Source organism: Pseudonocardia adelaidensis (assembly GCF_039543345.1).
Lineage (GTDB): Bacteria > Actinomycetota > Actinomycetes > Mycobacteriales > Pseudonocardiaceae > Pseudonocardia > Pseudonocardia adelaidensis.
The window spans coordinates 144,748-161,260 of the sequence record NZ_BAABJO010000018.1; the positions used below are offsets into that span (position 1 = coordinate 144,748).

Here is a 16,513-nt window from a genome sequence, read left to right on the forward strand (position 1 = left end):
GGCACTGCCGATTTCTACTGCCGATTACTACCGCTGACTTCGCCGGGCCTTTTCCAGCCCGACCGCAATTACCTCGGGAACTGCGCCGGAATCAGTCGTCCGGGCCCGGGTACTCGTCGGCGTTGAGCACCCACCCGGGTCGGGCCGAGAAGTCGCGGCGCGGGCCGGAGAAGATGTCGATGAGGTGGTTCGTCCGCCATCCGATGCCCTGCGACGTGTGGATCGTCGGCGGCGGGATGATCGTCACCGAGGGGCTGCCGACCTGCGCGTGGTCCTCCGGCCGCCATTTCCGGCCGTCGGTGCCCCACGGGGTCTGGATGTGGTGGATGTACGTGCCCGCCACCACCAGGCTGGCCTGCTCGAAGTCGTCGTGGAAGTGCGGAGACATCGCGGAGAGATCACGCGGACCGGGCCTGGCGGGCATGAAGTTCACCATGAAGGCGCGGGTCCGGAAGATCCGCCCGAAGCGCTTCGGGTCGTCCGGCACGTCGGACATGAGGTAGGTCCGCCACCGGTAGCCGTCCACGGGCTCGGGCCACGGCTCGAGCGGCGCGACGTGCGGGGCCGGGGTCTCGTACGCCGCGGCGTTGGACGCCTTCGCGGCCCACTCGGCCTCGTCGGACTGCAGCAGCGCGGCGATCGGGCCGGTGCCGGTGCTCGTGATCGCACTCTCGCCCGGCGGCACCACCACCAGGGCCGGACCCGTCACCTCGTGGGAGTCACCGGTGCCGGTCGTGCCGCTGACGGCGCTGTTCTCGTCGATCAGGAGCAGCACCTGCTCGGAGCGGAGCGTGGACTTCCAGACGAGGTCGCCCGCAGCTGGCTCCGTGTAGATCAGCACGAAGTTCTGGCCCCGGACGATCCACTGGCTGCTGCCGTCGGCGGACACCGCGTCCGGCGGGAGCACGGAGAAGTCGAGGAACTGGGGGGCGGCGATCCCGTCCCCCGCGGCAGGTGCCGCCGCCCTGGGCGCCGCCAGTGCCGAGCGCGGGTCGTCCTTCGTGTAGGCCATCGGTGTTCAGTCCTCCTCGTCGACGGTGAGGGCGGCGAGGGCGGAACGGGCCGTCGCCATCGTTCGTCGGGCGGCCGCGCCGAGCATGCCGGTGTCGTTCCCGACGAGGACGAACCGGCAGCCCTGTTCGGCGCGCAGCCGGATCTGGTCCTCGCCGGCCACCACGGTGCCGACCGGAACCCCGGCCTCCACCGCCGCCGCAATGCACTTGGTGACCGCGTCGTGCACGGCCGGTGAGCCGCCCGGTTCCCCCATCGAGAGGGACAGGTCGCCGGGGCCGATGAAGACGGCGTCGACGCCCGGGGCCGCCAGGATCCCCGCGATGTCGTCGACGGACTCCTTCTCCTCGACCATGGCGATCCGGGCGACGTCCTCCCGTCCGACGCGCACGTACTCGCCGGCACCGCCGGGCAGGCTCCCCCACAGCCCGGCGCGGGACGCGTACCCCATGCCGCGGGTGCCCTCGGGCGGGAACAGGAACTGGCGCATGGTGTCCCTCGCCTGCCCGGCGTTCGACACGTGCGGCACGAGGACACCCGCGGCACCCGCGTCGAGGTAGCGCTGCGCGTCGCCGTAGCCGTGGTCGGTGATGCGGACCAGTGGCGCGACGCCCATTCGCGAGTACACGACCACCAGGGAGTAGACGTCCCGCACCGAGAGCAGGGCGTGTTCGGTGTCGATCACGACGAAGTCGAACCCCGCCTCGCCGACGATCTCCGCCACCTCGAGCGCCGGGATCTTGACGAAGGTGCCGACCACCGGCCCGTCGGAGGACCGGAGCAGCTCTCGGAACATGGCCATGGGCAGATCTCCATCGATTGCGCGCCGGCTCACTTGTTGTTCAATTTACGAACAGCGTGTTCGCGATGCAGACTGGCATCCTGCACTTCCGTTGCGCAAGGGCCGGCCCGGAGTCCGCCGCGCGGATCGATTCAGTGCCCGCTCGTGTCCCGCAATGCGCGACAGAGCGGCTACTGGGCCACGTATCCGCCGTCGACGCCGAGGATCGTGCCGGTGATCCCCTCGGCCTCGGGCGACGCGAGGAAGGCGATCGCCTTCGCGACGTCCAGCGGCGTGGAGATCCGGCCCAGCGGATGGCGGGCCAGCACGGCGGCCGCCGTCGCCTCGGGGTCCGGGTCGGCAGCCCTGGCCTCCGCGATGAAGTCGGTGTCCACGGCACCCGGGGCGACGGCGTTCACCCGGACGCTGGTTCGGCATGCCCACCAGCCCGGAGATCGACGTGACGTTCACGATCGCGCCCCGGGTCCGGGCGAGCGGCTCGGCGGCCGCGCGGGAGTGCACGAAGGCTCCGCGCACGTTCGTGGCGAACAGGAGGTCGAAGTCGGCGTCGGTCGACTGCCCGATCGGCTTCCGCAGGAACCGCGCGGCGTTATTGACGAGCAGGTCGAGGCGGCCGAACTCGCGATCCGCCACGGCGACGGCCCGTTCGGCCGACGCGCTGTCGGCGACGTCGCCCACCACCGGCACGACGCCCGCGAGCTCCCCCACGGTCGACGAGACGTCCGGCGAGATGTCCGCGGCGACCACGACGTAGCCGCGGCCGGCGAGCAGCTCGACCAGAGCGCTCCCGACCCCACCCGCTGCCCCGGTCACCAGCGCGACTCGTTCGCTCATTCGCTTCCTCCAGATCGTCGGACTGCCTGACAAATAGTGCCTGAAGAGCATTGACCATGGCGATGGGCTGAACTAGCGTCATCGGTCGTCGCGTATCGCGCGACGATGGTCCCGGAATACGCGACGGCGCGGAGGTCCGTGTGGGGAACGCCGAGGTACCCGTGGACGGCGAGGCGTCCGGCGGCGACATCCAGGTCGTCGCCCGGATCGCCACCTTGCTCGACTGCCTCGACCCGGACTCGCCGTACCTGGACACGCAGATCACGGCCAAGGCGCTCGGCGTCGGGCGCTCCACCGCGCACCGGTACCTGGTGTCGCTGGAGAAGCGCGGCCTCCTGCGCAGGCGCGACGCCACGACGTACGAGCTCGGCCCGGTCCTGTCCCGGCTCGGCACCCTGGCGCTGTCCCGGCTCGGGGTGCTGGACGCCGCGGGCCCGGTGATGCAGGAGCTGTGCCGGGCGATCCGCAACACCGTGGTGCTGAGCGTGTGGGGCGGCCGGGCCCCGGTCATCGCGCGCGTGGTACCGGACAACAGCCGGATCACCACGATCTCGGTGGAGGTGGGCCGCTCGCTGCCGCCGGACGCCGCGCAGTCGCGCCTCTTCGCCGCCTACCACAAGCTCGGCCGGGGCGCCGGACGCCTGCGCACCATCGACGACGAGGACCTCCGGCCGGTCGGCGGACTGATGACGGCGCGGCAGGTCTACGCGGGCGGCGGGTTCAAGACGGTCGCCGCCCCGATCCTCACCGCCGACGGATCCATCGTCGCCACGCTCGCCGTCGTCGGCCTCGCCGTGTTCATGCCCGAGGAGGAGGACGACGTGGTCTCCGAACAGCTGGTGGCCGCCGTCTCCCGCATCGGCGTGAGCTGATGCGGGACGGCGACGACGCGGGCATCTCCGACGGTCTGGCCGTCCGCCGCGCGATCTTCGGTGACGAGCTCGTCGAGCGGAACCACACGAACGCCTCCGACTTCCACCGGCCGGTGCAGGACTGGATCAGCGGCGCGGTGTGGGCGGACGTCTGGACGCGCGACGGGCTGGACCGGCGCACCCGCAGCCTGGTGACCCTCGCGATCCTGACCGCGCAGGGCCGCACGACCGAGTTCGAGTCCCACGTGCGCGGCGCGCTCGCCAACGGCTGCTCCGTCTCCGACATCCAGGAGCTGCTCCTGCACACCGCGCCCTACTGCGGCGCGCCCGCCGCCCTGCAGGCCTTCCGGCTCGCGGAGCGGGTGCTCGCCGAAAGGAACGGGACCGAGACGAACGGCACCGAGACGAACGGGACCGGATCATGAGTCGCGTGCCCCGGCGGTCGATCCGGGTCGCCATCATCGGTGCGGGCTTCGGCGGGATCGCCGCCGCGATCAAGCTCCGGCAGCGGACATCGGCCACCTTCGTGATCTTCGAGCAGTCGGCGGGCGTGGGGGGCACCTGGTACGACAACCGATATCCCGGCTGCGAGGTCGACATCCCCTCGCACGCCTACAGCTTCTCGTTCCTGCGCTACGACTGGTCGCACACCCATGCGCGGCAACCGGAGCTGCTGCGCTACGCCAACGAGATCGTCGACACCTTCGGGCTGCGGCCGCACATCCGGCTGAACACGAAGGTCACCGAGGTCCTCTGGGACGAGGCGCAGCTCACGTACGAGGTGCGCACGGCCACCGGCGAGAGCGACACGTTCGACGTCGTGATCTCCGCGCTCGGGCTGCTCAACGTCCCCAACCACCCGGACTGGCCCGGCCTCGACCGGTTCCGCGGCACCCGGTTCCACACCGCTCAGTGGCCCGAGGAACTGGACCTGGCCGGCAAGCGCGTGGCCGTGGTCGGCACGGGTTCCACCGCAGCCCAGATCGTGCCGGGCATCGCGGGCTCGGTGGCGTCCCTGCTCGTCTTCCAGCGCGAGCCCGGGTGGGTCGAGCCGAAGCGGGAACGCGCCTTCAGCGCGCGCGAACGCTGGGTCTACCGCCACGTGCCCGGGGCCCAGTGGCTGCACCGGGGCTGGCTGTTCTACCAGTCGATCGCCCGCTTCAAGGCCTACGACGCCACGAGCCGGGCCCAGGAGGAGAAGCGGCGCAGCTGCCTGGACCACATCCGCCGCACGGTCCGGGACCCGGCCGTCCGGGACGCCGTCACCCCGGACTACCCGTGGGGATGCAAGCGCCCGGTGCTGGCCTCGACCTTCTACGAGGCGTTCAACCTGCCCCACGTCGACCTGGTCCCGCACCCGGTGACGTCGGTGACCGAGAACGGCATCGTCGACGCCCGCGGCGTCCACCACGAGATCGACGTCCTGATCACCAGCACCGGCTTCCAGCCGACGAGGTTCCTCGCCGGCCTCGACGTCCGCGGCCTGGACAAGCGCAGCATCCACGATGCGTGGCAGGACCGGGCATCGGCGTTCCTCGGCGTCACCGTGGCCGGCTTCCCGAACTTCTTCATCCTGTACGGCCCCAACACCAACGGCGGGTTCTCGATCATCGCCCAGCTGGAGCGGCAGGCCGAGGTGGCGGCCAAGGCGGTGCGCAGGCTGGAGTTCGGGACGGGCTACGTCGACACCGACGAACGCATCCAGCAGCGGTACGTGAGGTGGATCGACGACCAGATCGCCAGGAAGGCCAACGCGATGGAGTCCGGCTGCCGCAACTACTACCACTCACCCGGCGGCGCCAACATCACCCAGTGGCCCGGCACCCACCTCGAGTACCTGCTCGTCACCCGGCTGCTCGCCCGGATCGGGATCCGCGAGACGGCGGTCGAGCGGTGACGGCGCCCGCCAGGGCGCGCGCCCGCGACGGCGCGGCCCCGCTGCGCCGGTATCGCGTCGGCGCGGTCACGATCACGCCGCTCGTGCAGTTCCACTACCGCGTCCACCCGCTGAGGTTCTTCCCGGACCTCGAGACGTTCGACGGGGACGGCTGGTACTGGCGGCCGCCGTACTGCGAGGACGGGTTCCTCGTGATCGACATGGGCGGCTTCCTGGTCCGCACCCCGGACCGGACCGTTCTCGTCGACGTCGGTGTGGGCAACGGCAAGAGCCGGCCGAACCCGCTCTTCACCGGCCGCGACGACGAGTGGTTCGCCGCGCTGCAGCGGGCCGGCGCGACGCCGGACGAGGTCGACACCGTCGTCTTCACCCACCTGCACGTCGACCACGTCGGCTTCGCCACCCGTTTCGACGGGTCTGCCTGGGTGCCTGCGTTCCGGAACGCCCGGCACCTCACCACGGCGGCCGAGCTCGCGCACTGGACCGGCGCGGCGGCGGCAGGCGACGTCGCCCGCCTCGGCGACTACGTCGGCGACAGCGTGCTCCCGCTGCGCGACGCGGGCCTCCTGGACCTCGTCGAGCCCGACCTGCGGATCTACGAGGAGATCCGGCTGCTGCCGGCGGCGGGGCACACGCCGGGCAACGTCTGCGTCGAGGTCAACTCGGACGGGCGGCGGGCCGTGTTCGCCGGCGACATGGTGCACCACGCGCTGCAGCTCGCCTTCCCCGAGCGGAGCACCGACTTCTGCGTCGACCACGCACGCGCGAGCGCAGCTCGCCAGGAGCTGCTGCGCGACATCGCCGACCGCGACGTCCTGCTCTTCCCGGCGCACTTCCCGGACTCCGCACCGGGCCGGGTCGTCACGGACCCGGCGGGCGGCTACCGCTACGAGATCGTCGAGGGAGAACCGTTGTGACCGAGCGCCTGTCCCGCATCACCCCGGACGAGATGACACCGGAGCAGGCGGAGGTCTACGCGAAGTTCACCGGCGGCAAGCGCGCCGCTCCCGGGGCGTCCTTTTCGCTCCTGCACCCCGAGGGCGGGCTGATCGGGCCGCCGAACGCCTGGCTGCTCAGCCCTCCGCTGGCCCGCGTGTTCGAACGGGTCGGCTGGACGATGCGGTACGGGCTGGAGCTCTCCGACCGCGCCTGCGAGATCGCGATCCTGCTCGTCGCCTTCCACCGCGACAGCCCCTTCGAGCTGTACGCGCACCGGAGGGCCGGTCGCGCCGCGGGCCTCACCGACGCCGAGGTCGAGGGGCTCGCCACCCGCACCCCACCGTCGTTCTCCTCCGACGAGGAGCGCCACGTCTTCACCGCGACCCTCGCGATCCTCGACCGGCAGACCCTCGACGACGCGGAGTACGCCGCGGCCGTCGCCGGGCTGGGGCGGCGCAAGCTGTTCGAGCTCGTGGCACTGGTGGGCTACTACGACCAGGTCGCCACGCAGCTGTCGGTGTTCGGCGTGGTTCCGCCCGAGGGGTAGTTCGCCGTCCGCTCCCGGATGCCCGAACGGCACCCCTGTCCGATGGGGGTGCCGTTCGGGCAGGGCCGATCAGGCGGAGTACCCGCCGTCCACCGGCAGGACCACGCCGCTGATCTGGCTCGCGCGGTCGCTCAGCAACCATGCGGCGGCATTGCCGACCTCGGTGGTCGTGCCGGCCTTCCGCAGCGGGACCGCGGCGATCCGGCGCTCCACGGCGGCGGCGTCGCTCTCCCGCCACCGGGTGAGCATCGGGGTCTCGATCGGCCCGGGGGCGACGGCGTTGACGCGGATGCCGAGCGGGCCGTTGTCGTGGGCCGCGGTTCGGGTGAAGCCGATGACCGCGTGCTTCGTGGCCTGGTACGCGCCGAGCCCGGTGTTGCCCCGGAACCCGCCCACGCTGCTCGTGTTGACGATCGACCCGCCCGAGTCGCGCATCGCGCGGATCTCCTCGCGCAGGCACAGCCACATGCCCTTGACGTTCACGGCCATGACCCGGTCGAAGTCCTCCTCCGGCACCTCGTCGAGCCGGCCCTGCTGGCTGATCCCCGCGTTGTTGAACGCTCCGTCGAGCCGGCCGAACCGCTCGACCGTGGCGTCGACGAACCGCGCGACGTCGGCGGCGACGCTGACGTCGCCCGCGGTGTACGCGACGTCGCACCCCCCGCTCGCCAGCTCGCCGGTGAGCGCCGCGAGCGCGTCCTCCGACCGCGCGGCGAGCATGAGGGAGGCGCCCTCCTCGGCGAACACCCGGGCGGAGTCGGCCCCGATGCCGGTGCTCCCACCGACCACGAGGACGACCTTGCCGGTGAGCAGCCCTGCTCCGGTCATCGCTGCAGCCCCACCTTGTCCGCACCCTTCAGCGCCAGCATCCGCCGGACGTCGGCGGGGGTCGCGATCTGCTTGCCGAGGTCCGCGACTACCTCCCGGACCTTGCTCACCTGCTGCGCGTTGCTCTTCGCCTTCTCGCCCTTGCCGATGTAGAGGTTGTCCTCGAGGCCCACCCGCACGTGTCCCCCCAGCCAGGCGCTGTGGGTGCAGAACTGCATCTGGTGGCGCCCCGCGGCGAAGGCGGAGAAGTGGTAGTCGGCCCCGAAGAGCTTGTCGGCGATGGCGACCATGTGCGTCAGGTTGGCGTGGTCGGCGCCGATACCGCCGAGGATGCCGAAGACGCCCTGGATGAGGAACGGCGGCCTGGCGAGCCCGCGGTCGGCGAAGTGGGCGAGCGTGTACAGGTGCCCGATGTCGTAGCACTCGTACTCGAACCGGGTGCCGCCCTTCTCCCCCAGCTCCCGCAACGCGTACTCGATCTGCTGGAAGGAGTTGATGAACGGATGGCCGTAGGTGTTCTCCACGTACGGCTTCTCCCAGTCGTGCTTCCACCGGGTCACCCGGTCGGCGATGCCCGAGAAGACGAAGTTCATCGATCCCATGTTCAGCGAGGCGAGCTCGGGGCCGAACCGGGTGGCCGCGGCGAGCCGCTCCTCGATCGTCATCGACGACGCCCCGCCGGTCGTGATGTTGACGACCGCGTCGCACCCGGCCGCGATCGGCGGGATGATCTCCTCGAAGACGGCCGGTTCGAACGCCGGTCTGCCGTCCTCGCGATGCCGGGCGTGGAGGTGGATGACCGCGGCTCCGGCCTCCGCCGCGGCGAGCGACTCCGCGACGATCTCCTCCGGCGTGATCGGCAGGTGGTCGCTCTGCGACGGCACGTGGACCGACCCCGTCACCGCGGTGCTGATGATCACCCGGTCGGCGGCGATCACGCCGGCTCCCCTCGATCTGGACGCATGTTCGGCCTCCGCATCGTTCGAAATGCGAACTCGCCGTTCACCATACGGGGCGTGCCGCACGGCTGTCCACGATCGCGGGAAGGACGCGCGCTCCCACCCGAAGAGCCCGCTGCCGCGGCACGCCGGCCTCGGATTTCGGCGTGCCGCGGCAGGGGCTGCCCGACCGGCCCGCCGACGCGCTGGGCGTGGACCGGGCGGGAGTCGGCCGGGTCGGCCGGTGTGGACGGTCCGGTCAGCCGGGCTGCGCCGCGACGACGTGCTCTCCGGCCACCGCGTCCGCCTCGACGGCGTCGATGTCGACATTGGCGGTCTCGCGCGCGAGGGCGACGCAGGCGAGCGTCAGCAGCAGAACCACCACCGAGTAGACGGACACGGCGACCGAGTTCTGGAAGCTGCTCAGCAGCGCCGTCGCGATGATCGGGGCGAGTGCCCCGCCGACGACGCCGGCGAGCGCTGAAAACGACAATTCGCGGCCGGAATTGATCCGGCCGCGCGCGCAGGTGGGATCCGTCAGTCGCAGCGTTCCTCGTGCCCGGAGTGGGAGTGCTGCTCGACCTGCAGCGTGCTGTGCGCCAGGCCGAACCGGTCCCGCAGCAGACGCGCCGCCCGGTCGAGGACCGAGCCCTCCCCGCACGGCCCGTGGCCGTCCTCGTCCACCACGACGTGCGCCGAGACGCTGGGCTTGCGGTCGTTGATGGCCCAGACGTGCAGGTCGTGCACGTCCCGCACGCCCGGCACGCCGCGCAGCGCCTCCTGCACCTCACCCACGTCGATGTGCTTCGGCGCGCCTTCGAGCAGGACGTGACCGACCTCGCGCAGCAGCCCGACCGTGCGGGGCACGATCAGCGCGACGATGAACAGTGACGCGACGGTGTCGGCGTAGGGCCAGCCGGTGAGGAGCAGCACCGCCGCCGCCACCAGCACCCCGACCGAGCCGAGCGCGTCGCCCAGCACGTGCAGCGCGGCGCCCCGCAAGTTCATGTTCCGCCGGTCCCCACCGGCGAGCACCAACAGCGACACGAGGTTGCCGGCCAGACCCAGCGCACCGATGACCAGCAGCGGCAGGCCGGGGATCCGCACGGGCTCGAACAACCGGTTGACGCCCTCGTAGCCGACCCAGACGACGACCGCGATCAGCGCGATGCCGTTCAGCCCGGCGACCAGCACCTCCACCCGGCCCAGTCCGTAGGTGCGGCGCGTGTTCGCCGGACGCGCGGCCAGCACGGACGCCACCAGCGCGGCCGCCAGCGCGCCCGCATCGGTGAGCAGGTGCCCGAGGTCGGCGAGCAGGGCCAACGACCCGGTCAGCAGGGCACCGACCGCGCCGAGCAACGTCGCCCCGAGCGTCACGACCAGCGCGATGCCCAGCCGCGTGCGGTCGCCCTCCGGCGAATGCCCGTGCCCGTGCCCCATCACGCCTCCGATCGCCCCCCGGACACATACATCGAAACATGCGCACTTCTGCATGTCTAGTTCGGGCACGGGTCGCGGCATCCGACCGCCTCGGCCCGACGACCGGCGTACCGAACATGTGTTCTACGATCTGCTCACCCCACGCCGTCACGAAGGAGCACGCCGCAGCGATGAGCGAGCTTGCGAGCGAATCATCACCACAGCCCTCGCGGGAAGCGCCCGACACCCCCGAGCCCGCGACGCCCCGCCGCGGCCGGCCGAAGGGATCCAGCGCCCGCTCCACCCGCACCATCGAGCTCACGCTCACGGTCACCGGCACCGCCGACGGTGACTGGCAGGCCGAGCTCAAGCAGGGCAACACGTGGCTCAACCGCGGCCTGCCGGTGTCGGCCTCCGCCGTGTCCCGGGCGGCGCAGGAGCTGCACGCCGAGCTCGCCGGCCTCATCGACGCCGTCATCCTCGCCGCGCGGGAACAGCGCCAGGCCCGCGTCGCCGCGCTGGAGGCCGAGCTCGAGCAGGCCCGCAAGGCGCTGGCGGAGATCGACGGGTAGGCAACCCTCGCCACCGGCCGGCGTTTCGCCGACGATGTCCCCGTGATCGGATCGCGGGTGGCGGTCGTCGGCGGCGGGATCGGTGGGCTCGCCGCGGCCGCCTTCCTCCACCGCGGGGGCGTGCGGAGCGTCGTCTTCGAGCAGGCCGCCGAGCTGACGGAGGTCGGCGCCGGGCTGGTGCTGGCGCCCAACGCGGTACGGCTGTTGCGCAGGATCGGCGTGATGGACCGGCTGGTCGGACGCGCCGTCCCGCTGGACGTGGGGTGGGAGTTCCGCCGCTGGGAGGACGGGCAGGTCCTGTCGGCGGAGGACCTGGCCGAATCGTGCCAACAGCTGTACGGCGAGCGCACCTACACCGTCCACCGGGCCGACCTCGCCCAGGCGATCGCCTCGGCAGTCCCTCCGGGGTCACTCCGGCTGGGGAAGCGCTGCACCTCCGTCGAGGTGTTCGCCGACGCCGCGCTGCTGTCGTTCGCCGACGGGACCTCCGCCGAGGCCGATGTCGTGGTCGGCGCCGACGGCGTGCACTCCACGGTGCGCGGCGCGGTCACCGAACCCGTGCCCCCGACCTACTCGGGCGTATGCGCCTTCCGGGGCATCGTGCCGACCGACCGGGCACCCGGGTTCGCCCGCAGGCGCGCCCAGACGCTGTGGATCGGCCCGGCCCACCACCTGGTGCACTACCCGATCTCCGGCGGGGCCGCGATCAACCTCGTCGCCTTCGCCCCGGCCGGCGACTACGCGGTCGAGTCGTGGAGCGCCACCGCGAGCGGGGCGGAGTTCCTCGCCGAGTTCACCGGGTGGGATCCGCGCCTGCGGGAGCTGATCCTGGGCGTCGGCACGCCCGGGCGGTGGGCCCTGCTCGACCGCGCACCCCTCAGGGGCTGGAGTGCGGGTCCCGTCACCCTCCTCGGCGACGCCGCGCACCCGATGTTCCCGTTCTTCGCCCAGGGAGCCGCGCAGTCGATCGAGGACGCGGCGGTGCTCGCCCGCTGCCTGGCGCGGGCCCCGTCGTCGCCGGCGGACGCGCTGCGGCGCTACGAGTCGCTCCGGATCGGACGCACGACGCGGCTGCAGGAGGTCAGCCACGCCCGGGCGCACGTCAACCACCTGCCGGACGGGCCGGAACAGGAAGCCAGGGACGCCGCGCTGGCGCAGGCCGACCCGCTGGTCGCCAACGGCTGGATCTACGCCTACGACGCCGAGGACGAGGAGATCCCCTCCGTCTGATGCGGTGTCCCCGCCATCGCCGCGACGCGGCGGGCGAGGACGGCGGCGGCCTCCCGCAGCTCCGGGGGTTCCAGCACCTCCGTCTCGAAGCCCAGCCGGGCGATGTGCACGGTGAGCCAGTCGAGGTTGTCCCCGCCCGCGCTGAGCACGCACCACCCGTCGCGGTCGTCCTCGACGCGCGCCACCTGTGGCGGCACCAGCTCCCGCACCCGTTCGGCCGCGGCGCGCAGCCGCACCCTGGCGAGGTACCGGTACGGCGCCTCGGTCACGGACCGCTGTACGTACGAGGCCGGGTCCGGATGCTCCCTCGGGCGGAAGCGCCATGTGGTCGCCACCGCGTCGCGCATCCGGTCCAGCCGGAAGGTGCGCCAGTCGGCACGATCGACGTCCCACGCCATCAGGTACCAGCGGCGGCCGGTGGCGACCATCCGCACCGGTTCGACCGTGCGCTCGTGCTCCTCGCGGTCGCGCGGGGCGTACCGGAACCGGAGACGCACGGCGTCGCGGCAGGCGCGTGCGAGCGTCACCAGCAGCTCACCGTCGATCTGGATCCCGGGTCCGACGAGGGTGTCGGTGGCGCCGTGCACCGCCCTGACCTCGGCGCGCAGCCGGGGCGGCATCACCTGGTCGAGCTTCGCGAGCGCCCGCAGGGCCGCCTCACCCGCCCCGGCGACCGTGCCGCCCGACGACCCCGCCCACAGCAACGAGACCGCCGTCGCGATCGCTTCCTTGTCGTCGAGGAGCAGCGGCGGCAGGCGGGTGCCCGCGCCGAGCGTGTAGCCGCCACCGACGCCCGCCGTGGCGTGCACGGGGTAGCCGAGCGCGCGCAACCGCTCCACGTCGCGGCGCACCGACCGGTCGGTGACCCCGAGCTCGGCGGCGAGCTCGGTGGCCGTCCAGGACGGCCGCCGTTGCAGCAGGGCCAGCAACCGCAGCACCCGTTCGGTGGTCGCCTCGACGGTCACATGTTCATAGTTCCACGAATCACGGAACGATCCTGTCCGCTATCCGAGGCAGGCTGATCACATGACCGACCAGACCTGGAACTCCCTGCTCCGGGACCAGCTTTCCTGGCACTGGACCCACCAGCTGCGCGACCGCCTCGACGGGCTCACCGACGACGAGTACTTCTGGGAGCCGGTGCCCGGCTGCTGGAACGTGCGGCGACGCGGCACCGGCACCGCGCCCGTGCAGGCCGGATCCGGCGCGGTGACCATCGACTTCGCGTTCCCGGTCCCCGACCCGCCGCCGTTCACGACGATCGCGTGGCGGCTCGGGCACGTGATCGTCGGCGTGCTCGCCATGCGCAACGCCTCCCACTTCGGCCGCCGTCCCACCGACTACGAGTCGTTCGAGTACGCCCCGACGGCGGCCGACGCGCTGGCCCAGCTCGACGCGGAGTACGCCACGTGGATGGCCGGGGTCGAGTCCCTCGGCGAGGACGGCCTCTCCCGCCCGTGCGGGGAGGCCGAGGGGGCGTACGCCGAGCTCCCGCTGGCGGCGCTGGTGCTGCACATCAACCGCGAGATGATCCACCACCTGTCCGAGGTCTGTGTGCTCCGGGACCTGTACCTGCACACCCGGCGGGAGGCGAGCTGACGTGGCCCGCGACGTCCAGTTCACGTTCGACTGCGCCGACCCGGCCGCGCTGGCGGCGTTCTGGGCCGAGGCACTCGGCTACCGGCTGCAGGCGCCGCCACCGGGCTTCGACTCGTGGGAGCAGGCCCTGGACGCGTTCGGCGTGCCGCCCGAGCGCCGCAACGACGCCGCGGCGGTGATCGACCCGGACGGCTCGCGGCCCCGGCTGTTCTTCCAGCGCGTGCCGGAGGGCAAGCAGGCCAAGAACCGCGTCCACCTCGACGTGCGCGCCGCGCCCGGGCTCGACGGACAGGCGCGGATGGCGGCCCTCGAGGCGGAGGCCGAGCGGCTCGTCTCCCACGGTGCCACCCGGCTCCAGCGCCACGAGCCCGAACCCCCGCTGGCCGCCGGCCACATCGTGATGGCCGACCCGGAGGGCAACGAGTTCTGCCCCGATTGATCGGCCCGGCCGGTGGCGTGCTGGCACACTCGGCCCGGGTGAACGGGACGCTGACATGATCATCCGGGACGAGCACCAGCTCACGGCCGCGGTGCTCGCCGAGACGGAGAAGGCGGGCGACCCGCGCTTCCGGGAGATCATCCAGGCGCTGGTGCGCCACCTGCACGACTTCGCCCGCGAGGTGCGCCTGACCGAGGCCGAGTTCGACGCAGCCATCACCACCGTGGCCAGGCTCGGTCAACTCACGACGCCGAGCCACAACGAGGTCCGGCTGATGGCGGGGTCGCTGGGCCTGTCGACGCTGGTGTCCTTGATGAACAACGGCACCGACGACCGGCCGACCTCGGCGAACCTGCTCGGCCCGTTCTGGCGCAAGGGCAGCCCGGCGATGGAGAACGGGGACTCGATCGTCCGCTCCCCCACGCCCGGGCCGCCGCTGTTCTTCACCGGCCGCGTCGTCGACACCGACGGCGCCGTCGTCTCCGGCGCGGAGGTCGACGTCTGGCACGCGTCGCCGAGTGGCCGGTACGAGAACCAGGACCCCGAGCAGGCCGAGTGGAACCTGCGCGGCACGTTCCGCACCGACGCCGACGGCGTGTTCTCCTTCCGCAGCGTCAAGCCGTCCGGCTATCCGGTGCCGATGGGCGGGCCGGTCGGCGAGTTCCTGACCGCGCTGCAGCGCCATCCCTTCCGGCCGGCGCACCTGCACGCGTTGATCTACAAGCCGGGCTTCAAGACGATCGCGTCCCAGCTCTACAGCCACGACGACCCGATGCTGGAGACCGACGCCCAGTTCGGCGTGGTGCAGGCCCTCGTGGGCACGTACGTGCGCCACGAGAACGAGTCCGCGCCGGACCCGGACGTGGCGGAGCCCTGGTACAGCCTCGAGTACACCTTCGTCGTCGAGCCGGGCGAGGCCTGGCTGCCCACGCCACCCGTGTCCGCCAAGCGCGATTCCTGATCCGCGAACTCCGTGGTCGCCCTGGCGCCGTCCCGACCCGCAGGCACGCCCGTTCCCGACGAGACCGCCACGGTCGGGCGCCACACATCTGAGCGTGCTCGGGTACCTGACCCGGCGAGCTCACGCCGGTGCAGCGGATGTCGCGATTGTGGCGACCGCGGGAGGTGAGCGGCGTCTTGGTGATCGTCGGGATCGGGTCCTGAGCCGCGGGGGGCGCGGTTCGGGTCGCGATCCGGCCGGTCACCCCCTCCGTCCGCCCCGGGTCCGACCGGCCTCATGGGGAGTAACGATCACGAACTCCAGCGGTAGCACTGGAAGGGCGGTGCTCCCTCGGCGTCGGGTGGCGGTGGCGCCGGGTCGCGGGCCTCTCTCCACAGGATGCGCAGGTCCAGCGAGGCCCACTCGAAATCATCCCCGGCCCGGGCCACCGCCCCATCCGAGAGCCCGGCCACCGGGACGGCGCGGGCGATCTCCACCATCCCGGCCCACAGGTTCGCCTGCTCGTGCGCCAGCTGCCGGGACCGGGCCCCCCAACACCTCCACCAGCCGCGCGTTCGGGAGCCGCGACCAGGGCAACTCGGCCAGCACGGCGGACAGCCGCGGGCCCGGCGGCAACCCCACCGCCCGATCGATCAGCTCCACCACCCGCGGCATGATTCGAACATACGTGCGAGTACCGACGAAGTCGGTAGGCCTGAGCCCACCATCGGCGGGCCTCGTCCCGGGAAACGTCTCGACGAGCACCCGGCGCGCGTCTGATCCGCGGCGGAACTCCTATGTCCGCTGGACGGACACGCCGACGTCGGTCACAGGCCGATGTACTGGAACAGGCCCGCGAGCCAGGTCAGGAAGTTGCTGACCGGCCCGCCCGGGGCGGCCGCACCGGACCCTGGAGCAGCGGGCGTCGCAGCGGTGCCGGCCGTGCCGCCGGTGGGTGCGGATGACGCGGAGCCGCCGCCGGTGCCGCCGGCCGCGGCGCCGCCGCCGTCACCGCTGCCGCTGTCGGAGCTGCCCTGGTCCTCCGCGTCCGCGCTCGGGCAGAGCAGGTCCTGCATGCTTGCCGGCAGCTGCGCGCATGCGTCACCGCCCGTGCCGCCGCCCGAGGTCGCCGTGGCCGCGACGGGTGCCGTCGTGACCGGGGCGGCCATTGCGGTGCCCGACCCGAGGAACAGCCCTGCCGCCACCACCGCAGAGCCTGCCGCGATACCTGCCGCTCGCATCCTGCCCCCCTGCAGATCCATCGGTGGACGGTTCACGGAACCGCGCGGTCCATGATGGCAGAGATCACCGGTTCACCCCGGGCGGGGCACAGCTCGGTGTCCGGGCCCGCGTCGAAGGTGCTCACCGCGCCGACGGTGGCAGGACGCGCCGACGCTGTCGATGCGGCACGGTGCACCGCGGTTGCCGATCGGCGCCCCGGCTCCGAAGTGATGTGCGACGTCCTCGACGCGTCCTGAGCCGGTGCGGCGTTCGGCCGCCCGCGCTACCGGTGTGGCGAGCTAGTGCCCCCCGCCGGAAGTCCGCCGAACAATTCGGCGGCCCAGCCCCACGCTGCGCGCACCGGCCGACGTCCCGAGTACGCCCGGTACGAGGGCCGCCGCCCGGCACACGCAGCGAGAACCTGG

General features: G+C 72.4%; 19 protein-coding genes and 1 pseudogene. 10 read left to right on the top strand and 10 right to left on the bottom strand.

Features of this window, described 5'->3' with window-relative positions:
• Positions 1–91: 91 nt before the first annotated feature.
• From ABEA81_RS23700 to ABEA81_RS23710, 3 genes and pseudogenes are all read right to left on the bottom strand, one after another.
• Positions 92–1,012 carry a hypothetical protein gene (locus ABEA81_RS23700; RefSeq protein WP_345607504.1) on the bottom strand — a complete coding sequence of 307 codons (921 nt, stop codon included), beginning with the start codon at positions 1,010–1,012 and terminating at the stop codon, positions 92–94.
• A gap of 6 nt (positions 1,013–1,018) precedes the next feature.
• The gene (locus tag ABEA81_RS23705) at positions 1,019–1,813 is read right to left on the bottom strand and encodes an HpcH/HpaI aldolase family protein (protein WP_345607505.1); all 795 of its coding nucleotides are present in this window, start codon (positions 1,811–1,813) and stop codon (positions 1,019–1,021) included.
• A 170-nt stretch (positions 1,814–1,983) separates the two neighbouring features.
• A pseudogene (locus tag ABEA81_RS23710) lies at positions 1,984–2,698 on the bottom strand (SDR family NAD(P)-dependent oxidoreductase).
• 89 nt (positions 2,699–2,787) lie between these two features.
• Here ABEA81_RS23710 and ABEA81_RS23715 point away from each other — a divergent pair.
• From ABEA81_RS23715 to ABEA81_RS23735, 5 genes are read left to right on the top strand one after another with little or no spacing between them, the layout of a single operon-like run.
• Positions 2,788–3,519 carry an IclR family transcriptional regulator gene (locus tag ABEA81_RS23715; RefSeq protein ID WP_345607506.1) on the top strand — a complete coding sequence of 244 codons (732 nt, stop codon included), beginning with the start codon at positions 2,788–2,790 and terminating at the stop codon, positions 3,517–3,519.
• Entirely contained in the window at positions 3,519–3,944 is a 426-nt protein-coding gene (locus ABEA81_RS23720) for a carboxymuconolactone decarboxylase family protein (protein ID WP_345607507.1), read from the top strand. Before ABEA81_RS23715 ends, ABEA81_RS23720 begins: the two co-directional genes overlap by 1 nt.
• Positions 3,945–3,949: 5 nt before the next feature.
• Positions 3,950–5,416 carry a flavin-containing monooxygenase gene (locus ABEA81_RS23725; protein ID WP_345607508.1) on the top strand — a complete coding sequence of 489 codons (1,467 nt, stop codon included), beginning with the start codon at positions 3,950–3,952 and terminating at the stop codon, positions 5,414–5,416.
• On the top strand, positions 5,413–6,333 hold the full coding sequence (locus tag ABEA81_RS23730; protein WP_345607509.1) for an MBL fold metallo-hydrolase: 921 nt from the start codon (positions 5,413–5,415) through the stop codon (positions 6,331–6,333). The genes ABEA81_RS23725 and ABEA81_RS23730 overlap by 4 nt, the downstream gene beginning before the upstream one ends.
• Complete coding sequence (locus ABEA81_RS23735; RefSeq protein WP_345607510.1) at positions 6,330–6,902, top strand: carboxymuconolactone decarboxylase family protein; 573 nt, start codon at positions 6,330–6,332, stop codon at positions 6,900–6,902. The genes ABEA81_RS23730 and ABEA81_RS23735 overlap by 4 nt, the downstream gene beginning before the upstream one ends.
• A 69-nt stretch (positions 6,903–6,971) precedes the next feature.
• On the opposite strand, the gene ABEA81_RS23740 is transcribed toward ABEA81_RS23735, so the two are convergent.
• The 4 genes from ABEA81_RS23740 to ABEA81_RS23755 form a co-directional block, all read right to left on the bottom strand.
• Positions 6,972–7,730: an SDR family NAD(P)-dependent oxidoreductase gene (locus ABEA81_RS23740; RefSeq protein WP_345607511.1), complete on the bottom strand. Its 759-nt coding sequence runs from the start codon at positions 7,728–7,730 to the stop codon at positions 6,972–6,974.
• Positions 7,727–8,668, bottom strand: coding sequence for a beta-keto acid cleavage family enzyme (locus ABEA81_RS23745; protein WP_345607512.1), 942 nt, complete (start codon positions 8,666–8,668; stop codon positions 7,727–7,729). The genes ABEA81_RS23740 and ABEA81_RS23745 overlap by 4 nt, the downstream gene beginning before the upstream one ends.
• Before the next feature lie 259 nt (positions 8,669–8,927).
• Positions 8,928–9,161: a hypothetical protein gene (locus tag ABEA81_RS23750; RefSeq protein WP_345607513.1), complete on the bottom strand. Its 234-nt coding sequence runs from the start codon at positions 9,159–9,161 to the stop codon at positions 8,928–8,930.
• Positions 9,162–9,205: 44 nt separating this feature from the next.
• Positions 9,206–10,108 carry a cation diffusion facilitator family transporter gene (locus tag ABEA81_RS23755; RefSeq protein ID WP_345607514.1) on the bottom strand — a complete coding sequence of 301 codons (903 nt, stop codon included), beginning with the start codon at positions 10,106–10,108 and terminating at the stop codon, positions 9,206–9,208.
• A 170-nt stretch (positions 10,109–10,278) separates the two neighbouring features.
• Here ABEA81_RS23755 and ABEA81_RS23760 point away from each other — a divergent pair, with 170 nt between their 5' ends.
• Both ABEA81_RS23760 and ABEA81_RS23765 read left to right on the top strand, forming a co-directional pair.
• The gene (locus ABEA81_RS23760; protein WP_345607515.1) at positions 10,279–10,659 is read left to right on the top strand and encodes a DUF6319 family protein; all 381 of its coding nucleotides are present in this window, start codon (positions 10,279–10,281) and stop codon (positions 10,657–10,659) included.
• A gap of 42 nt (positions 10,660–10,701) precedes the next feature.
• Positions 10,702–11,889 (top strand): FAD-dependent monooxygenase, encoded by a 1,188-nt coding sequence (locus tag ABEA81_RS23765; protein WP_345607516.1) that lies wholly within the window; start codon positions 10,702–10,704, stop codon positions 11,887–11,889.
• Here ABEA81_RS23765 and ABEA81_RS23770 read toward each other — a convergent pair.
• Positions 11,853–12,854, bottom strand: coding sequence for a helix-turn-helix transcriptional regulator (locus tag ABEA81_RS23770; RefSeq protein WP_345607517.1), 1,002 nt, complete (start codon positions 12,852–12,854; stop codon positions 11,853–11,855). The two genes, ABEA81_RS23765 and ABEA81_RS23770, sit on opposite strands and share 37 nt — an antisense overlap.
• 61 nt (positions 12,855–12,915) lie before the next feature.
• Between ABEA81_RS23770 and ABEA81_RS23775 the strand changes: the two genes are divergently transcribed.
• The 3 genes from ABEA81_RS23775 to ABEA81_RS23785 are packed head-to-tail and all read left to right on the top strand — an operon-like array spanning position 12,916 to position 14,888.
• On the top strand, positions 12,916–13,488 hold the full coding sequence (locus tag ABEA81_RS23775; RefSeq protein ID WP_345607518.1) for a DinB family protein: 573 nt from the start codon (positions 12,916–12,918) through the stop codon (positions 13,486–13,488).
• A 1-nt stretch (position 13,489) separates the two neighbouring features.
• On the top strand, positions 13,490–13,927 hold the full coding sequence (locus tag ABEA81_RS23780) for a VOC family protein (RefSeq protein ID WP_345607519.1): 438 nt from the start codon (positions 13,490–13,492) through the stop codon (positions 13,925–13,927).
• Between the two features lie 55 nt (positions 13,928–13,982).
• The gene (locus ABEA81_RS23785) at positions 13,983–14,888 is read left to right on the top strand and encodes a dioxygenase family protein (protein ID WP_345607520.1); all 906 of its coding nucleotides are present in this window, start codon (positions 13,983–13,985) and stop codon (positions 14,886–14,888) included.
• 290 nt (positions 14,889–15,178) lie between these two features.
• Here ABEA81_RS23785 and ABEA81_RS23790 read toward each other — a convergent pair whose 3' ends face one another.
• A complete protein-coding gene (locus ABEA81_RS23790; protein WP_345607521.1) occupies positions 15,179–15,367 on the bottom strand; it encodes a hypothetical protein in 189 nt (62 codons plus the stop codon).
• Between the two features lie 327 nt (positions 15,368–15,694).
• Positions 15,695–16,129 carry a hypothetical protein gene (locus tag ABEA81_RS23795; RefSeq protein ID WP_345607522.1) on the bottom strand — a complete coding sequence of 145 codons (435 nt, stop codon included), beginning with the start codon at positions 16,127–16,129 and terminating at the stop codon, positions 15,695–15,697.
• Between the last annotated feature and the right edge of the window lie 384 nt (positions 16,130–16,513).

Bases quoted from the DNA above. Each gene is read 5' to 3' on its own strand.
- ABEA81_RS23795 (WP_345607522.1), bottom strand. From the start codon at position 16,129: ATGGATCTGCAGGGGGGCAGGATGCGAGCGGCAGGTATCGCGGCAGGC.
- ABEA81_RS23700 (WP_345607504.1), bottom strand. From the start codon at position 1,012: ATGGCCTACACGAAGGACGACCCGCGCTCGGCACTGGCGGCGCCCAGG.
- ABEA81_RS23760 (WP_345607515.1), top strand. From the start codon at position 10,279: ATGAGCGAGCTTGCGAGCGAATCATCACCACAGCCCTCGCGGGAAGCG.
- ABEA81_RS23775 (WP_345607518.1), top strand. From the start codon at position 12,916: ATGACCGACCAGACCTGGAACTCCCTGCTCCGGGACCAGCTTTCCTGG.
- ABEA81_RS23785 (WP_345607520.1), top strand. From the start codon at position 13,983: ATGATCATCCGGGACGAGCACCAGCTCACGGCCGCGGTGCTCGCCGAG.
- ABEA81_RS23790 (WP_345607521.1), bottom strand. From the start codon at position 15,367: ATGGTGGAGATCGCCCGCGCCGTCCCGGTGGCCGGGCTCTCGGATGGG.
- ABEA81_RS23720 (WP_345607507.1), top strand. From the start codon at position 3,519: ATGCGGGACGGCGACGACGCGGGCATCTCCGACGGTCTGGCCGTCCGC.
- ABEA81_RS23755 (WP_345607514.1), bottom strand. From the start codon at position 10,108: ATGGGGCACGGGCACGGGCATTCGCCGGAGGGCGACCGCACGCGGCTG.
- ABEA81_RS23705 (WP_345607505.1), bottom strand. From the start codon at position 1,813: ATGGCCATGTTCCGAGAGCTGCTCCGGTCCTCCGACGGGCCGGTGGTC.
- ABEA81_RS23740 (WP_345607511.1), bottom strand. From the start codon at position 7,730: ATGACCGGAGCAGGGCTGCTCACCGGCAAGGTCGTCCTCGTGGTCGGT.